General features: G+C 67.3%; 17 protein-coding genes. 9 read left to right on the forward strand and 8 right to left on the reverse strand.

Features of this window, described 5'->3' with window-relative positions; all coding sequences use genetic code 11:
- Position 1 precedes the first annotated feature (1 nt).
- A complete protein-coding gene (locus tag Q0Q48_RS07580) occupies positions 2-361 on the forward strand; it encodes a hypothetical protein (protein WP_295136224.1) in 360 nt (119 codons plus the stop codon).
- Positions 358-2,592, forward strand: a complete 2,235-nt coding sequence (locus Q0Q48_RS07585; RefSeq protein WP_295136226.1) for a N,N-dimethylformamidase beta subunit family domain-containing protein — start codon at positions 358-360, stop codon at positions 2,590-2,592. The genes Q0Q48_RS07580 and Q0Q48_RS07585 overlap by 4 nt, the downstream gene beginning before the upstream one ends.
- A gap of 16 nt (positions 2,593-2,608) precedes the next feature.
- Here the strand turns inward: Q0Q48_RS07585 and Q0Q48_RS07590 are convergent, their stop codons facing one another.
- The 5 genes from Q0Q48_RS07590 to Q0Q48_RS07610 are packed head-to-tail and all read right to left on the reverse strand — an operon-like array spanning position 2,609 to position 7,257.
- Positions 2,609-3,355 carry a sulfite exporter TauE/SafE family protein gene (locus Q0Q48_RS07590; protein ID WP_295136228.1) on the reverse strand — a complete coding sequence of 249 codons (747 nt, stop codon included), beginning with the start codon at positions 3,353-3,355 and terminating at the stop codon, positions 2,609-2,611.
- Between the two features lie 7 nt (positions 3,356-3,362).
- On the reverse strand, positions 3,363-4,598 hold the full coding sequence (locus Q0Q48_RS07595) for an acyl-CoA dehydrogenase (protein ID WP_295136230.1): 1,236 nt from the start codon (positions 4,596-4,598) through the stop codon (positions 3,363-3,365).
- Positions 4,599-4,655: 57 nt separating this feature from the next.
- Complete coding sequence (locus Q0Q48_RS07600) at positions 4,656-5,456, reverse strand: ABC transporter ATP-binding protein (protein WP_295136232.1); 801 nt, start codon at positions 5,454-5,456, stop codon at positions 4,656-4,658.
- Between the two features lie 18 nt (positions 5,457-5,474).
- Positions 5,475-6,461, reverse strand: coding sequence for an ABC transporter substrate-binding protein (locus tag Q0Q48_RS07605; protein ID WP_295136234.1), 987 nt, complete (start codon positions 6,459-6,461; stop codon positions 5,475-5,477).
- Between the two features lie 28 nt (positions 6,462-6,489).
- Positions 6,490-7,257 (reverse strand): ABC transporter permease, encoded by a 768-nt coding sequence (locus tag Q0Q48_RS07610; RefSeq protein ID WP_295136236.1) that lies wholly within the window; start codon positions 7,255-7,257, stop codon positions 6,490-6,492.
- 108 nt (positions 7,258-7,365) lie between these two features.
- Between Q0Q48_RS07610 and Q0Q48_RS07615 the strand changes: the two genes are divergently transcribed.
- The 7 genes from Q0Q48_RS07615 to Q0Q48_RS07645 are packed head-to-tail and all read left to right on the forward strand — an operon-like array spanning position 7,366 to position 14,455.
- Positions 7,366-8,184 (forward strand): sugar phosphate isomerase/epimerase family protein, encoded by an 819-nt coding sequence (locus tag Q0Q48_RS07615; protein WP_295136238.1) that lies wholly within the window; start codon positions 7,366-7,368, stop codon positions 8,182-8,184.
- A complete protein-coding gene (locus Q0Q48_RS07620; protein ID WP_295136240.1) occupies positions 8,181-9,626 on the forward strand; it encodes a mandelate racemase in 1,446 nt (481 codons plus the stop codon). Before Q0Q48_RS07615 ends, Q0Q48_RS07620 begins: the two co-directional genes overlap by 4 nt.
- Complete coding sequence (locus Q0Q48_RS07625) at positions 9,623-10,654, forward strand: NAD(P)-dependent oxidoreductase (RefSeq protein WP_295136241.1); 1,032 nt, start codon at positions 9,623-9,625, stop codon at positions 10,652-10,654. The genes Q0Q48_RS07620 and Q0Q48_RS07625 overlap by 4 nt, the downstream gene beginning before the upstream one ends.
- Positions 10,641-11,510, forward strand: a complete 870-nt coding sequence (locus tag Q0Q48_RS07630; protein WP_295136243.1) for a GNAT family N-acetyltransferase — start codon at positions 10,641-10,643, stop codon at positions 11,508-11,510. The genes Q0Q48_RS07625 and Q0Q48_RS07630 overlap by 14 nt, the downstream gene beginning before the upstream one ends.
- 9 nt (positions 11,511-11,519) lie before the next feature.
- On the forward strand, positions 11,520-12,593 hold the full coding sequence (locus tag Q0Q48_RS07635) for a dihydrodipicolinate synthase family protein (protein ID WP_295136245.1): 1,074 nt from the start codon (positions 11,520-11,522) through the stop codon (positions 12,591-12,593).
- 4 nt (positions 12,594-12,597) lie between these two features.
- Complete coding sequence (locus Q0Q48_RS07640; RefSeq protein WP_295136247.1) at positions 12,598-14,016, forward strand: amidase; 1,419 nt, start codon at positions 12,598-12,600, stop codon at positions 14,014-14,016.
- 1 nt (position 14,017) lies between these two features.
- Positions 14,018-14,455 (forward strand): hypothetical protein, encoded by a 438-nt coding sequence (locus Q0Q48_RS07645; RefSeq protein ID WP_295136249.1) that lies wholly within the window; start codon positions 14,018-14,020, stop codon positions 14,453-14,455.
- 18 nt (positions 14,456-14,473) lie between these two features.
- Here Q0Q48_RS07645 and Q0Q48_RS07650 read toward each other — a convergent pair whose 3' ends face one another.
- From Q0Q48_RS07650 to Q0Q48_RS07660, 3 genes are read right to left on the reverse strand one after another with little or no spacing between them, the layout of a single operon-like run.
- Positions 14,474-15,445 carry a hypothetical protein gene (locus Q0Q48_RS07650; RefSeq protein ID WP_295136250.1) on the reverse strand — a complete coding sequence of 324 codons (972 nt, stop codon included), beginning with the start codon at positions 15,443-15,445 and terminating at the stop codon, positions 14,474-14,476.
- Entirely contained in the window at positions 15,442-16,479 is a 1,038-nt protein-coding gene (locus Q0Q48_RS07655; protein ID WP_295136252.1) for a hypothetical protein, read from the reverse strand. The genes Q0Q48_RS07650 and Q0Q48_RS07655 overlap by 4 nt, the downstream gene beginning before the upstream one ends.
- Entirely contained in the window at positions 16,476-16,646 is a 171-nt protein-coding gene (locus Q0Q48_RS07660) for a hypothetical protein (RefSeq protein WP_295136254.1), read from the reverse strand. Before Q0Q48_RS07660 ends, Q0Q48_RS07655 begins: the two co-directional genes overlap by 4 nt.
- Positions 16,647-16,695 lie beyond the last annotated feature (49 nt).

The raw sequence follows: 16,695 nt of genomic DNA on the forward strand, positions 1-16,695 counted from the left end.
CGTGCTCGTCACCTATCCCGAGGCCGCGCACTGGCCGATCGACCCCGACCGGCTCGACCTGGTCGAGGAATTCAGGCGGCAACCGCGCGGACCGCACGGAGATGAACTTCAGAAGCTGCTGCATCGGCTGCGCTGGGCGGGCGATCCCGACCAGCCCGGCCGTTATGTGCTGATCGTCACGCAGCCGGGCAAGGAATGGATGCTGGGCCGCCTGCCGCGCCAGCGGGGCAGGCCGATCGAGCTCATGCGCAATCACGTCTTCACCTCCATCGCCGAGGCGGAATGGGAGGTCTTCAAGTTGCGCTGGGAGGCCGCCACCGGCCGGACCCTGCCACCGCACCTGAGTGAAAAACTGGCATGACCGATACAACGTCCGTTCTGGGATATGCGTGGCCGATGGTGGTCTCGCCCGGCGAAGAAGTGGCCTTCCATCTTTCCAGCCCTTCCGTACCGAAGGCCGATGCCGCCCTGGTGCGCGTGCGCTGTGGCGATCCGGACCCTGCGGGCCCCGGAATCCGCGTGCAGGAGATGGACGCCCCGTTCGAGCGCACGGTGTCGCTCGTAAATCAGCCCATCCGGCCCGGCTCGTGCGCCATCGTGGCCGACGCGCCGGCACTCACGTCCTTCCGGTCGTTCACCGTCGGTGCGTTCCTGTGGCCGACGATGCCCGGAGACCGCGCGCAGACCATCCTGTCGCGCTGGAGAGCGGATACGCAGGAGGGCTGGCGGCTCGGCCTCGACGCAGAGGGCCACCTGGAGTTCGTCGTGGCGGCCGGTGGCCGGACGTGGCGGGCTGCGACCAGCGCGGCCCTGTTGTCGCGCGAGTGGGTGCTGGCGGGGGCGAGTTGGGATGCCGACGCCGGCCGCCTTGCGGTGGTGGTCCGCAGCGCCGACCCACAGGCCGGCCGGGATCGCTCCGAGAGAGTCGAGGCGGACGGGCCGACACTCCTGGAATGGCCAGCCGCCGTTCCGCTGGTGATCGCAGCCCATGCCAGGGACGGTGGCAACCTGCTGTTCGACGGTTTCTACGACGGCAAGATAGACCGGCCCCGGCTCCATGCCAGCGTGCAGCCGATCGACGGGTTGCACCGGCTTTGCGAGAGCGTGCGCTTTCCGGTGGCTGACGCGCGACTGATCGCTGCGTGGGATTTTTCGCGGGAGATCGCCGGCGAGAGTGTCACCGACCTTTCGGCCCACCACCTCCATGGCAGGCTGCGCCAGATGCCCACGCGAGGCATGACCGGCGCCAACTGGGACGGCAGCACGGACCGTTGGACGGATTGCCCCGAGCAGTATGGCGCCATCCATTTTCACAGCGACGACATGGCCGACGCGGAGTGGGAGCCGACCGTGCGCTTCACCGTCCCGGCGGAGTGGCGCAGCGGTTTCTATGCGCTGCGTTTGCGTGCAGGCGGGGGTGACGAGCCGGTCGAGAGCTTCGTCGCGTTCTTCGTTCGCGCCGAACTGGGCAAGCCCCGTTCGAAGCTCGCCTTCGTGGCCAGCACCGGCACCTTTCTCGCCTATGCCAACAGCGCCCTTCGCCTCGACCAGGTCCATGCCGAGGCGATGCTCGAAGGGGTGCTGACGCTGTCACGCGACGATGTCTACATCCAGGAGCATCGCGAGGTCGGCCTCTCGACCTACGACACGCATGCCGACGGCAGCGGCTGGAGCATCAGCAGCGCGCGACGCCCCATTCTCAACATGCGGCCGCGCGGCAACGTCTTCAACTACGGCAACGATACGCACTTCATCGACTGGCTCGAGGAGACGGGGCAGGATTACGACGTCATCACCGACGACGACATCCACCGCCACGGCGTCCAGGTTCTGGCGCCCTACACCTGCGTCGTCACGGGGTCGCATCCGGAGTACATCAGCCGCGAGGTCTGGGAGGCGTTCGACGCCTATCAGCGGGGCGGCGGACGTCACATGTATCTCGGAGGCAACGGCTTCTACTGGCGCATCGCCTATCATCCGACGGTGCCGCACACGATCGAGATGCGCCGCGGCATGACCGGGCTGCGCACCTGGGAAGGAGAGGCGGGTGAGACCGCGCTGGCCTTCACCGGCGAGCCGTCCTCGACCTGGCGCAGCAACGGGCGTCCTCCCCAGCGACTGCTCGGTGTCGGCTTCGACGGTCAGGTCTTCACCCATTCCTCGCCGTACCGCTGGCTCGACGGTGCCAAGGATCCGGCCCTGTCATGGCTGACCGAAGGGATCGACCTTGCCGCCCCGCTGGGCGACTTCGGCCTGCGTGGCAACGGCGCCGCTGGGGTCGAGATCGATCGCGTGGACTGGTCGCTTGGGTCGCCGCCCGGCACCGTCTGGCTCGCGACGGCGGACCGGCTCGGCTATGGCGGGACGCCCGCACCGGAGGAGATCCGTACGCTGCATCGCGGCGTGATGGGGGACCAGAACGCGCAGGTGAGGGCCGATCTGGTCTATTTCCCAACCGCCAACGGCGGTGCGGTCTTCTCGACCGGATCGATCGCCTGGGTCTGTGCCCTGTCGCACGCGGGCTACAGGAACAACGTGAGCCAGCTCACCGGAAATGTCCTGAGGCGCTTCCTCGACCCGACACCGCTGTGAGCCTGGGAGAGCCCGGCTAACGCAGCGACGTCAGGATCAATGTCAGGCCCGACAGGCAGAGCAGGCTGAGCAGGATGGTGCGGAACTGGGCATCGTTGATGCGGCCGTAGAGGGCCAGGCCGATGCGCGCACCGACCAGGGTCGTCGGCACGGTGATCGCTGCCCAGATCAGGAAGGTCCGGTCGAGGAAGCCCGCGATCCCTGCCGACACCAGGGCCAGGGACAACACGCTCATGTTGAAGGGCTGGTTGACGCCGCGCTGTTCGTCCTTGCCGAAGCCGCGCAGTTGCGCCCAGATCGCCGGCGCCGGGCCGCTGAGGCTCGCCATGCCACCCATCGCACCGCCGATCAGGCCCACCGCCGCGTCGGCCAGACGGCCGCCGCCGGTAACGATGGGCGGCCGGCGCACCATGGCCATCCAGGCGCTGTAGACGATCAGCAGGATGCCGACGCCGGCCTTGAGGGGGCGAGGTTCCAGGTGGTTGAGCAGGAGCGTGCCCAACGGCACGCCGACGATACCCGCCGACAGCATTGGCCACAGGCGCGACCAGCGCACGCCGCTCCAGATGCGCGGTAGGGACTGGACGTGCCCTGCCACGCCGCACAGGGCGGTGAGGGGTGCAGCCGTGAGGGGCGACATGGCCTGCAGCCAGAAGCCCAGCGCCACCAGCGCGTAGCCGGTGCCGCTCAATCCGTTGACGAAGCCTGCCGCCAGCGCCCCGGCGACGACGATCGCGATGTCGCCGGGGGGTGGCAGGGGCACGGCCGAATCAGGCCCCGGCGCTGAACGCCTGCATGCCGGTGATGGCACGGCCGAGGATCAGCGCATGGACGTCGTGCGTGCCCTCATAGGTGTTCACGGCCTCGAGGTTCATCGCGTGACGGATCACGTGATATTCGTCCGAGACGCCGTTGCCGCCGTGCATGTCGCGGGCGACGCGGGCAATGTCGAGCGCCTTGCCGCAGTTGTTGCGCTTGATCAGCGAGATCATCTCCGGTTGGGCATGGCCCTTGTCCTTGAGGCGGCCGACCCGCAGGCAGGCCTGGAGGCCGAGCGCGATCTCGGTCTGCATGTCGGCGAGCTTCTTCTGGATGAGCTGGGTGGCGGCCAGCGGGCGGCCGAACTGCTTGCGCTCCATCGTGTAGTTGCGCGCCTGCTTCCAGCAGAACTCGGCGGCGCCCATGGCGCCCCAGGCGATGCCGTAGCGGGCGTTGTTGAGGCAGCCGAACGGGCCGCCGAGGCCGGCGACGTTGGGCATCAGGTTCTCGACCGGCACGAAGACGTCTTCGAGCATGATGGCGCCGGTCACCGAGGCGCGAAGACTGAACTTGCCCTCGATCTTCGGCGTCTCGATGCCCTTCCAGCCGCGCTCGAGGATGAAGCCGCGAATGGCGCCGCCGTCGAGCTTGGCCCAGATGACCAGCACGTCGGCGATCGGCGAGTTGGTGATCCACATCTTCGAGCCGGAGAGCTTGAAGCCACCGGGAACCGTGACGGCGCGGGTCTTCATGCCGCCGGGATCGGAGCCATGGTCGGGCTCGGTCAAGCCGAAGCAGCCGACCCATTCGCCGGTGGCGAGCTTGGGCAGGTACTTCATGCGCTGCTCTTCGCTGCCGTAGGCGTAGATCGGATGCATGACCAGAGAGGACTGGACGCTCATCGCCGAGCGGTAGCCGGAGTCGACACGCTCGACTTCGCGGGCGACCAGGCCGTAGCTCGTGTAGTTGGCGCCGGCGCAGCCGTACTTCTCGGGAAGCGTCGAGCCCAGCAGGCCCAGTGCGCCGAATTCGTTCATGATCTCGCGATCGAACTTCTCGTTGCGGTTTGCCAGCAGGACGCGCGACATCAGCTTGTCCTGGCAATAGTCGCGCGCGACGTCGCGGATCGCGATCTCGTCCTCGGTCAGCTGGTCGTCGAGGAAGAACGGGTCTTCCCAGTCGAAGGGCCTGGCATCGGCGCTGATGCCCTTGGCGGCGCTCTTGAGGGGGGTGGCGGCGTTGGCCATGTCTGCTCCTGCTATTTCGCCCGCGTCTTATCAGGCAGGGCGGGCTGCGCCAACGCCCTAAAGGGCCGTGCCCACGATGGTCTTGCCTGTCAGGGCGCGGAAAATCTCGAGGTTGAGCTTGCCGAAAGCCTCGGATGCCCGCAGTTCCACGGTGCGAGGGCGCGGCAGGTCGATGCGGAAGTCCGCTGCGATGCGGCCCGGGCGGGCCGACATGACGATCACGCGGTCGGAGAGGAAAACGGCCTCCGGGATCGAGTGGGTGACGAACAGGACGGTCTTGCGGGCCTCGCGCGCGACGTCCTTCTCGCCCCAGATACGCAGGAGTTCCAGGGCCATGTCGTCCCGCGTCATGGCGTCGAGCGCGCCGAACGGCTCGTCCATGAGGAGGAGCGGCGGGTCGAGGAGCAGGGCTCGGCAGAGCGCGGCCCGCTGCTGCATGCCGCCTGAGAGTTCGCGCGGCAGCTTGGTGCCGAATCCGCCAAGGCCGGCCATTTCGAGAAGCTGCTCAGCTCGTTTCCGCAGTAAGCGCGGATCCTTGCCGGCGAGCTCGGCTGGCAGCAGTACGTTCTCCAGGATTGACCGCCATTTCAGCAGGATCGGCGCCTGGAAGACCATGCCGATGTCGGGGATCGGCTGGTTCACAGTGCGGCCGGCTACCGTGATGGCGCCGGTCGTGGCCGGACGCAGCCCGGCCACAATGCGCAGCAGGGTCGACTTCCCGCAGCCGCTCGGGCCGACCAGCGAGACGAACTCGCCGCCCCCGATCGACGCGGAAATCCCGGCGAGGGCTTCAACCGGGCCGCTCGCCGCCTGATACGTCATGCCGACCCGGTCGAGGTCGATCAGTCCCTTTGTCACGCGACGCGACTGCCTGGATCAGTTCGGCATCGCGACCTTGGTGAAGAACGCGGTCGAGTAGACGTCCTTGCACTCGACCTTCTTCGGCAGGCCCATATAGGTGTTCACCAGGTCGACCGAGTCGCACATCTTCTTCTCGTCGATCCAGCCGATGCCGTTCTTGGCGTAGCGGTCGGTCTTCATCAGGCCGAGGCCGATCATCATGTTCGGCGTCATCACCTCGACGTCGACCTCGGGCACGCGCTTCTTCAGGATTTCCATGGCGGCCTTCGGATCGGCCATGACGTCACGCCAGCCCATGTAGGAGGCTTCGAGGAAGTCCTTCAGGGCCTTGGGCCTGTCCTTCATCGTCTTGGCGCTGGCGATGATCGACATGGAGTACATGTCGAAGCCGAAATCGGCCCACGGCATCATGACGACGCTACCCTTGCCGGCGGCCTTCTCGTAGAGCGGCAGGCCGGTGCTGTAGTCGCCGACGCCGTCGACACGCTTCTCGGCCAGCGCCGCGATCTTGGCGGCAGGCTCGATGTTCACCCAGGAGACCTTGGCCGGATCGATGCCGTTCACCTTGGCGAAGGCCGGGAACATCTGGCGCTGCGAATCGCCCGGAGGGGCGGCGAGCGTCTTGCCCTCGAGGTCCTTGGGCTTGGCGAGCGGCTTTTCTTTCAGGCTGAAGATGTTGAGCGGCGTCTTGTCGAACACCATGCCGACCGTCTTCACCGTCGTGCCACGGCCCACCGAGGCGATGACGACGGCGGCGTCGGCGAGTCCGGCATCGGCGCGGCCGGTGTCGACCTTGGCGATCGAGTCGCCCGATCCCTTGGAGTTCTCGAGTGTCACGTCGAGGCCCTTGGCCTTGTAGTAGCCCTTGTCGAGGGCGACCCAGTAGGCGGCGTGGTCGCCGACCGCAAACCAGTTCAGTGCAAAGGTGAACTTCTCCTGCGCCGAGGCGGCGCCGGAGGCGGCCAGCAGCGCAGCCAGCGCAAGCGACAGTGTGCGAGTCATGACGGTCTCCCTTTTCCCTTCCCCGATTTCAGTCGACGCCCTCGGCCCAGGGGGCCCAGAGATGCGCCAGCAACACGACGGCGCCGTAAAGCACGAGGCCCACGACGGAAATCCAGACCAGGGCTGCGAACGCCACGGAGGTGTTCATGCTGCTCTGGGTGGTGACGATGACGTATCCCAGGCCGCGCTGGGAGGCGACGAACTCGCCGACGATCGCGCCCACCACGGCGGCGGTCGCCGTGATCTTCAGCGCGCTCAGGATGTAGGGGAGCGCGTTGGGGATGCGGATCTTGACGAAGATCTTCCATTTCGGCGCGTTGAAGACACGCCCGAGGTCGAGCATGTCCGGCTCGACCTGGGACAGGCCGACGGCGGTGTTGATCACCACCGGGAAGAAGCCGATGAGCGCGCCCATCAGCATGTTGGGGAAGATGCCGTAGCCCATCCAGATCAGGAACAACGGCGCGATCGCGACCTTGGGCAGCGTGTTCACGAACACGAGGAAGGGAACGAGTGCGTTGGCGAGCACGGGCGACCAGGCGATGGCCACGCCCAGCGCCACGCCGACCACGGCGGCCATCAGGAAGGCGCCGATGATCTCGAGGGTGGTCGTCCAGAGATGGCCCGCCCAGGCCGTGTCGCCGTGCCAGAGTGCGTTCCAGACCGAGAGCGGGGCGGGAAGCAAATATTCGCGGATGTTGCCGAAGGTGACGGCGGCCTGCCAACTCGCCAGCAGGAAGGCGAAGAGGGCGAGCGTGGGCCAGTAACGGTTGGCCAGGGTGCCGAATTTCGTCATGCGCGCGCAGCGATGAAACTGTTCATCGCTTTCGTCTCACTGATATCATGGGCCCCCATGAGATGAGACTGGCGAACGCGCATTTGCCCGTCAAGGCGAGGTTCGTCTGTGAAGCTTTCCCTGTGCAACGAAGTCATCCGCGAGCTGCCGTTCGAGCGTCAATGCGCACTGGCCGCGGCGCTCGGCTATCAGGGGCTGGAAGTCGCGCCTTTCACCTTGGGCGACGACGCGTGGCGCATGCCAGCCACCAAGCGTGCTGCCGTCCGTCGGACCTGTGCCGACGCCGGCGTCGAGGTGAGCGGTCTTCACTGGCTGCTGGCGGCGCCGGCCGGGCTTTCGATTGCGACTGACGATCGGGCCGTGTGGCAACGCAGCCTCGACGTGATGTTGTCATCCATCGAACTGTGCGCCGAGCTGGGCGGTGCCTATCTCGTACATGGCTCGCCGGGTCAGCGGCGCATCGCCGGTCCGGATGACGCCAAGCGGGTCGAAGCAGCCTGGGCGGCTGCCGCGGCTGCCGCGGAAAAGGCCGGCGTGGTCTATTGTCTGGAGCCGCTCGCCCGGCCGGATTGCAACTTCGTCAATACGCTCGGCGAGGCGGAAGCCATCGTCCGCCGGATCGGCAGTCCGGCCTTCCGGCTGATGGTCGACACGCTGGCATCGAGCCTGGAAGAGCAAGAACCGGTCGCCAACGTCATCCGCCGCTGGATGCCGACCGGATTGATGGCCCATATCCAGTTCAACGACCGCAACAAGCGCGGACCGGGCGAGGGCACGGACAAGTTCGAGCCCGTGGTCGAGGCGCTGCACGACACCGGCTATGATGGCTGGGTCGCCATGGAGCCCTTCGTGTACGAGCCCGATGGCCCGACCTGCGCGGCGCGCATGATCGGCTATGTCCAAGGTCTGCTGGAGCAAACTGCATGAAAGTGAAGGTTGAGGCGGTCGACCGCTTCGAGCGCGACCATCGCCTGCGCCTGCCGTTCCGCTTCGGTGTCATCACGGTGACGCAGGGCATCCAGGCGATCATCCGCGTGCGCATCGCGCTGGAGGATGGCCGCACCAGCGAAGGCGTCGCCGCCGAGGCGTTGGGGGCGAAGTGGTTCGAGAAGAGCCCGGAATTTTCCGACGCGCAGAATCTCGACCAGCTGCGTCAGGCGCTGCAGCTGGCCGTCGACCACTATTCGGCGCGCGGCTTCGATACGCCGTTCGGGCTCTACGCCGGCAGCTATCGCCAGCAGATCGCGCGCGGCGCCGAACTCGGCCTCAATCCGCTGGTCGCCTCGTACGGGCCGGCCCTGCTCGACCGCGCGATCATCGATGCGCTCGGCAAGGCGACCGGCCAGTCCTTTGCGGAGATGATCGCGGCCAATGTGCCCGGCATCGCCGCGACCGATCTGACTCCCGACATCGACGCGGGGCATTTGGCGGGATTCCTCCCGGGATTAAAGCCGCGACCCTCGATCGATCTGCGTCACACGGTGGGCCTCGTCGATCCGCTGACGAAGGCCGACCGGCCGGAGTCGGAGCGGGTGAACGACGGGTTGCCGGAAACGCTCGAAGAGGTCGTCTCCTATTATCGCGGCCGTTACTACAAGCTGAAGGTGGGCGGCGACATCAAGGCCGACCTCGACCGGCTGACGCGCATCGCCTCGGTGCTCGATTCCGGCGCCGGCGATTACAAGGTCACGTTCGACGGCAACGAGCAGTATGACGATGTCGACGGCATCGTCGAACTCTGGCGCAAGGTCGAGGAGACGCCGGCGCTCGCCAAGATGGTCGCGGCGACACTGTTCATCGAGCAGCCGATCAAGCGCCAGGCGGCGCTCAGTCGGCCGGTGACGGCGCTGGCCAAATACCGTCCGGTCATCATTGACGAGTCCGACGGCGAGCTCTCGACCTTCCCTGAGGCGCTGAAGCTCGGCTATGCTGGTGTCTCGAGCAAGAACTGCAAGGGCTTCTACAAGTCGATCCTGAATGCCGCGCGCGTCGCCAGGCTCGGGCCGGGGTACTTCATGTCCGCCGAGGATCTGACCACGCAGCCCGGCGTCAGCGTCCAGCAGGACCTGGCCCTGGTCTCGCTGCTGGGCCTCACCCATGTCGAGCGCAACGCCCACCATTTCATCGATGGCATGTCGTCGGCCTCCGATGCCGAACAGAACGCCTTCGTGGCCGCGCATCCCGATCTCTACGAGCGGCAGCCGGGCAAGCCGGCGCGCCTGAAAGTCCGCGACGGCGCGCTGTCGCTGGGCTCGCTGGATTGCCCGGGCTTTGCGGTCGGCGTCGATCTCGACTTCGCTGCCCTGCGGTCGATGCCCGCCGCGCCGCGAGAACGCCTGGTCCCGGCCCATCCTGGAGGCAAGAAATGAGCGCCAATCTTCCAGCCCGCTTCGAGAGTGTCGAAGCGGTCGAGGACTTCATGACCGCCCCGTCCGCCGAGCTGGTGGCGGACCTTGCTGCGACGCCAGGCGACATCCTGGTGCTGGGTGTCGGGGGCAAGATGGGCCCGACCCTGGCGCGCATGGCCAAGCGCGCGGCGCCGTCCAAACGCGTGATGGGCGTGGCGCGCTTCAGCGAGCCGGGTGTGAAGGGCGCTCTGGAGAAGGCCGGTGTCGAGCCGATCTCCGCGGACCTGCTGGATCGGGCTGCACTGGAAAGCCTTCCGAAAGCCGCCAACGTCGTGTTCATGGCGGGGCGCAAGTTCGGCGCCACGGGCGACGTTCCACTCACTTGGGCGATGAACGTGCAGGTGCCGGCGATGGTCGCCGAAGTCTTCAAGGAGTCGCGCATCGTCGCTTTCTCGACAGGATGCGTCTATCCGTTCGTGCCGGTCGACAGCGGCGGCGCCACGGAAGACGTCCCGCCGGTGCCGCCCTCCGGCGACTATGCGAATTCCTGCGTCGGGCGCGAGCGCATGTTCGAGTATTTTTCGGCGCGCCACGGCACGCCCGGCCGCCTGTTCCGACTCAACTACGCGATCGACATGCGCTACGGCGTGCTGCACGACGTCGGCCGCAAGGTGAGGGACGGCGAGCCGATCGACCTGTCAATGGGCCACGTGAACGTCATCTGGCAGGGCGACGCCAACTCGGTCGCGCTGCGCTGCCTGGCGCGCGCGACGACGCCCACGACACCGATCAACGTTACGGGACTGGAGACGATCGAGATCCGGAAACTCGCCGCCGAGTTCGGCAAGCTGCTGGGCAGGACGCCGACGCTCACCGGCAAGGAAGCGCCGACCGGCTGGCTGAACAATGCCAGCCGCATGGAGAAGGAATTCGGTCCGCCCAGCGTGCCGCTCTCCAAGATGATCGAGTGGACCACCGACTGGCTGCAGAGGGACATGGCCACGCTGAACAAGCCCACGCACTACGAGGTGCGCGATGGCAAGTACTGAAGCGCTCGACGTCCGGCCGATCGATCCCGAACAGAGCGACGCGGTGTGGCCGCTGTCGATCGAGGCGGGCTGGAACCAGAACGTCGCCGACTGGCGCTTCATGCTGGGCGCCGGACGCGGCTTTGGCTGTGCGGCGCCGGACGGGACGTGGCAGGCGAGTTCCCTGATCCTGCCGCTCGGCCAGAAGCTGGCCTGGATCAGCATGGTGCTGGTGACGAAGGAGCGCCGCCGCGGCGGCGTCGGGACCGGCCTGCTGAAGCGCTGCATCGATGAGGTGCGAGCCGCCGATGCGGTAGCGGGCCTCGATGCGACGGAGCAGGGGCGGCCGATCTACCTGTCTCTGGGATTCCGCGACCTCTACCCGATCGCGCGTTGGCACTTCGACGCCGTGAAAGGCGAGGCCGTTGCGCCGCCGGCCGGCATCACGGTCCGGCCAATCACCCCGGCCGATCTGCCGCGGCTCGCGATCTACGACCGGCCGCTGACCGGGATGGAGCGACCGTCGATCCTGATGCATCTCGCCTTGCGTCAGCCCGGCCGCGCCTGGCTGGCCGAAGACGCGGGCGGCAAGATCGTGGGCTTCGTGCTGGGCCGTGAAGGCCGCACGGCGACGTCGCTCGGGCCCGTGGTCGCCGATCGCGAGTCCATCGCCCTGTCACTGATCTCGCGCGCGGCGGCTGCCGCTCCGGGGCCGTTCATCACCGACGTGCCGGAGGCGCACCAGGCCGTCCGCGCCTGGCTCGAGGAGCAGGGCGCGACTTCGCCCCGCGGCTACATGCGGATGACGTTGGGCACAGCGAAGGGACTGGACGATCCCTCGTATGTCTTCGCCCTCGCGGGTCCTGAATTGGGATAGGATACAGGCATGAGCACCGACAAGGCCCTCCACTGGCGCGATCTTCCGGCGCCGGTCCTGTCCCTGCTGCGGCAGGGTACCGTCATCCCCGCGCATCCGCTGGCGCTCGACACCGACCGAATCTTCGACAAGCAGTCGCAGCGCGCGCTCAGCCGCTACTACCTCGACGCCGGTTCCGGCGGGCTGGCCGTAGGGGTGCATTCCACCCAGTTCGCCATTCGCGAAGTCGGGCTCTATCGTCCCGTGCTCGAGCTTGCCATCGGGACGGCGCGCGACTGGACCGACCGGCCGCTGGTCATGATCGCGGGCGCGGTCGGCAGGACGGCGCAGGCGGTCGAGGAAGCGCGCACGGCGCGGTCGCTCGGCTATCATGCAGTGTTGCTGTCGCTGGCGGCGCTGAAGGGCGCGAGCGAGGACGAGCTGATCGAGCATTGCGCGGCGGTCGCGAAGGAGATGCCGCTAATCGGCTTCTATCTGCAGACCGCCGTGGGAGGCATCAAGCTGTCGCGCGAATTCTGGACGCGCTTCGCGGCGATCGACAATGTCGTGGCCATCAAGGTGGCGCCGTTCAACCGCTATCGCACGCTCGACGTCTGCTTCGGTATCGCCGCCGCCCATGCCGAGGATCGCATCACGCTCTATACCGGCAACGACGACCATATCGTGGCCGACCTTGTGACGCCGATGGTCGTTCGCACCGGCAACCGCGAGGTGACGCTGCGGTTCCAGGGCGGACTCCTCGGTCACTGGAGCGTCTGGACACGCGGCGCGGTGAAGATGCTCGAAAGGCTGAAGCTCTCGGTCTCGAACGGTGCCATCGCGCCCGAGGTGCTGGCGCTCGATTCCTTCGTTACGGATTGCAACAGCGTGGTTTTCGACGTCGACCACGATTTCGCGGGCTGCATTCCGGGGTGCCACGAGATCCTGCGGCGGCAGGGGCTTCTGCAATCGATCGAATGCCTGGACCCTCACGAAAAGCTGAGCCCCGGCCAGAGCGAGGGAATCGACCGGCTCTACGCGACCTACCCCGAGCTGCACGACGATGCCTTCGTGGCGGCGAACCTCGAGCGCTGGCGGAACTGAGCCGTTGGACGATCTGTTCGCTTCCCATGACGCACTGGCCGTCGCGGAGCTGGTCCGCAGCCGGCAGATCGGCGCTCGGGAACTGCTCGACGTCACTCTCGCGCGGCTGCGCAAAGCCAACGGCCATCTGAACGCGATCACGGATTTCTACGAGGGCAACCTGCTCGAACGGTCCGTCTCGGCGGCGGGCGAGGGGCCGTTCCGCGGCATTCCCTTCGTCGTGAAGCAGCTGATGGCCGATTGCGCCGGTACGCCGACCACGGTCGGCTCGCGCTTCTTTGCCAGGGAACCGGTGGCGGCAAATGACAGTGCTGCGGTAGCCCGCATGCGCCGCGCCGGCCTGGTGATTGTCGGCCGCAGCAACACCAGCGAGTTCGGCCTGGCGCCGACGACCGAGCCCGCCTTTGGCGGCGCGACGGTCAATCCGTGGCGTGCTGACCTGTCGCCGGGCGGCTCGTCCGGCGGTTCGGCTGCGGTGGTGGCGGCCCGGCTGCTGCCGATGGCGCATGCGACCGACGGCGGCGGCTCGATCCGCATTCCGGCCTCCCTGTGCGGGCTGTTCGGCCTGAAGCCCTCGCGCGGCCGCATCAGCCTCGCGCCGATCGGAGAGACCCTCGCCGGGGCTGGGGCACAGCTCAGCGTCTCGATCTCCGTGCGCGACAGCGCGGCACTGCTCGACGTACTGGCGGGCGGCGAACCCGGAGATCCCTATCGCGCGCCCGAGGCCGAAGGGTCGTTCCTCGACGCGACCAAGCGTACCCCGGGCAAGCTTCGCGTCGCCTTCGTCCGCAAGCCCGTCGGCTGGGAGTCGATGGACCCGGCGCTGGTCGCGGCCGTCGAGCGTACGGCGAAGCGGCTGGAAGCGCTCGGTCATCACGTCGAGGAGGCGACGCCGGATTATGATCCCGTGGCGACCGGCATGGCCTTCGGCACGGTGATGTGCGCCAACACCTTCACCAACATCCAGGTCCGCGCCAACGGCCGCGTGCCCGGGCCCGGCGATCTGGAACCGGTGACGCGGCTCTACGCGGAGCAGGGCGGCAAGGTGAGCGCCCACGACTATATCCGCGCCGTCCAGACTTTCCATCGCACGGGACGGCAGCTCGGCGCCTTCTTCGAGAGGTTCGACATCCTCCTCTCGCCGACCATCGCGCGGCCGTCGTTGCCGCTGGGCACCGTGCGCATGGATGGCAGCCTTGAGCAGTACGAGGGGGGGCTCGCGCCGATGGTGGCCTTCACCTCTGTCTGCAATGCCGCAGGCGTGCCGGCCATGTCGGTGCCGCTGGAATGGACGGACGACGGTCTGCCCATCGGCATGCACTTCGTCGCCCGCTACGGCGCAGAGGCCACGCTGTTGTCACTGGCTGCGCAGCTCGAACAGGCGCATCCGTGGCGCGATCGGCGGCCTCCCGGAGTGAACTGACGTGACGGGCAATTTCTGGCGCATCGCGGTCGCGGGCTTCGTCGCCGGCGCGCTCAGCGTGCTGGTGTTCCATCAGTGGGGATTCTACGTCGCCGCTGAACTCGGCTTCGGGCGACCCAATCTCTACAGCATGCGGCCGGTCCCGCCGTGGGGCGCTCCCGCCATCGTCTCGCTCGCCTTCTGGGGCGGGCTGTGGGGGATGCTCGGCGCGTTCGTGGTCGGGCGCCTGCCCGGGATCCTGAGCGGGGCGCTGGGCTGGATCCTCTTCGCGATCACGCTGGTGCTGGCGGTGAACTGGTTCGTCGTCCTGCCGATCAAGGGCGCGCCGGTGGGCGGCGGCTGGCGCCTGCCGGGCGTGGTCGTGGTGCCCATCGTCTACGCACTCTGGGGCTTCGGGATGTGGCTGTTCTACGGTCTCATCCGCCGGCTGCTCAGGTAGCCGGCTTGATGCCCCTCGTCAGAGCCTGCGCATAACGATCTGCGAGCCGCCGCCCCAGATCGGGAGATAGGCCATCTTGTAGCCGGCGCCGCCGGTCACGATCGGATGGATCGCCTCGGAAGAGGAGGCGACGTCCTTGCCCTCATCGAACAGATACTGCTGGACCCGCTTGATGTCCCAGCCCTCGTGGCGGGCGATTTTCTCGGCGAGTTCGAGCGGCAGCAGAAGCACCTGTTCGCCTCGCGCGCTCTTGCGGCTCTGGCCCGACATCACGATCTCGGCACGCATGCCGGCGACGACCGGGTCGAGGATCGCTTGCGGTGTCGCGCCCTCGCCGTCGCCGGGCAGCACCTCGGCCGTGCCAGAAATGCCCATCACCGTGAGGGCGCTCTCGTTCTTCGCAAGCCCGTGGCGTTCCGTGAATGTCGGGAAGGGACCTTCACTCCTCTCGGCGAAGCACAGGGTGAACTTGGCAGGCTGGCCCATTGTCGCCATGTCGCCCGTGTCAGAGCGCGCACCGCCGATGTTGCGCAGGCAGAGCTGGAGGGCGCGGCCGATGCAGGCATTGGTGCGGTTGCCGGGACCGATGGTGTTCGTCAGGGCGTTGACGCCGAGCTGCTGCACGATCGGGCCGTGGAGGCAGAGCGCGACCGCGGCGCTGCCGGTGGTCGTGGCGATGCCGAGGAGATTGAAGTCGGGTTCGAGCACCGCCTGCGCCGCCGCCAGAACCACCGGCACCTCGGCCGGTACGCAGCCCGCGATCACGCATTGATAGGCTACGCTCTCGGGGGTGATGTCGCCGAACATCGGCGGCATCATGCCTTGCGACTCCGAGCGGCCGCCGATGCCGGCGACCATCGCTTCCAGGCGCCGCCGGGTCGGCGGCACCAGGGGGAGGCCATCCGAGAGTTCGGCCTCCGTCAGGATCTGTTGTGCGCTCTCCCAAGCCGTCTGCTCGTCGACGACCGGCCAGCCGCACCACTCGTTCATCGGGCGATGCGCGTGCAGGCGACGGTGGTGCCGCCGAATGACGGTATGAAGGCCGAATGCTTGCCTGGACCGCCCGCCACAGTGATGTGGATGTCGTTCGGATCACGGCCGATCGCCAGCCAGTCCCCGTCGGGCTTGTGGCCGGTGCTCTCGTAGGTGGCGAGGTTCTCGCGGGAGATGCGCGACAGGTGGATGCGCGAGCGCTTCCAGAGTTCCTCCCGGATGCTCTCGATCGTGAAGCCATCACGCTTCAGGGTCGCCGCATGTTCGGGGCCGATGATGAGGAACATCGGGCCCTTGCCGTACACGGTGTTGGCACCCGGATTGGACATGCCGCCGGCGAAGGTGGTGAGCAGGCCGTCGCCCGTGGTCGAACCGTGATCGTTGAGATTATGCGGACCTTCGCCCGACATCACCGTAACGACCGAGTCGGTGGGCGCGAAGCCGCGCTGCACGTGATAGGGCGTCCAGGGATTCTCCTCCTCGTTCTCGCCGAAGCAGAAGGTGAACTTGGCGGGATTGCCCTGGGTCGAGCGGTCCATCTCACCGGGCTTGGCGCCGGCTACGTTCAGCAACATCAGGCCGAGCGCGCGGCCGATCGTGGCATTGGCCTGGCGGCCCTGGCCGAAGCAGTTGGTGCCGCAGTTGATGTTGAGTTCGTGGCGGATCGGGCCGCTCACCATGACCATCGGGGCGCAGGAGTGAGTGGTCGCAAGCGTGCCGTGCAGATTGTAGTCCGGATCGAGCACGCCGCGCAGGGCGGCGGTCACGACGGGGAAGTATTCGGGCTTGCACCCGGCCATGACGGCGTTCGCGGCAAGCGCCTGCAGCGTCGGCACGATCTGGCGCGGCGGGACGGGCGGGTAGGGGCGATTGTCGCCCCGGACCGTCTCGACGAACTTCGCCACTTTGGCCTCGGTGGGCACGAAGAGCGGCATGCCGTCGCTCCAGCCCTGTTCGTTGGCGTACTCGTTGAAGGCCTCGACATCCATGTCGCCGATGTCGATCACTTCCTGGTCGGCGATGTCCTTCATTTGCCCGTGGCCTCGGTCAATCCCTTGGTCGCTGCTTCGATACGTTCCCGCAGTTCTTCGGCATTGAGGCCGCCGACGGGATGCTTGACCACGATCAGGCGCGGTTCGACCTTGCGGGCCTTCGCCTGGGCGAGGACCAGCGGCTTGAATGTCTCAGTGGCGATCACGTAGGCGGTGATGCCGAGCTTCTCGAGTTCGAGGCTGTCGTGGAAACTC

Source organism: uncultured Reyranella sp. (assembly GCF_945957355.1).
Classification (GTDB): domain Bacteria; phylum Pseudomonadota; class Alphaproteobacteria; order Reyranellales; family Reyranellaceae; genus Reyranella.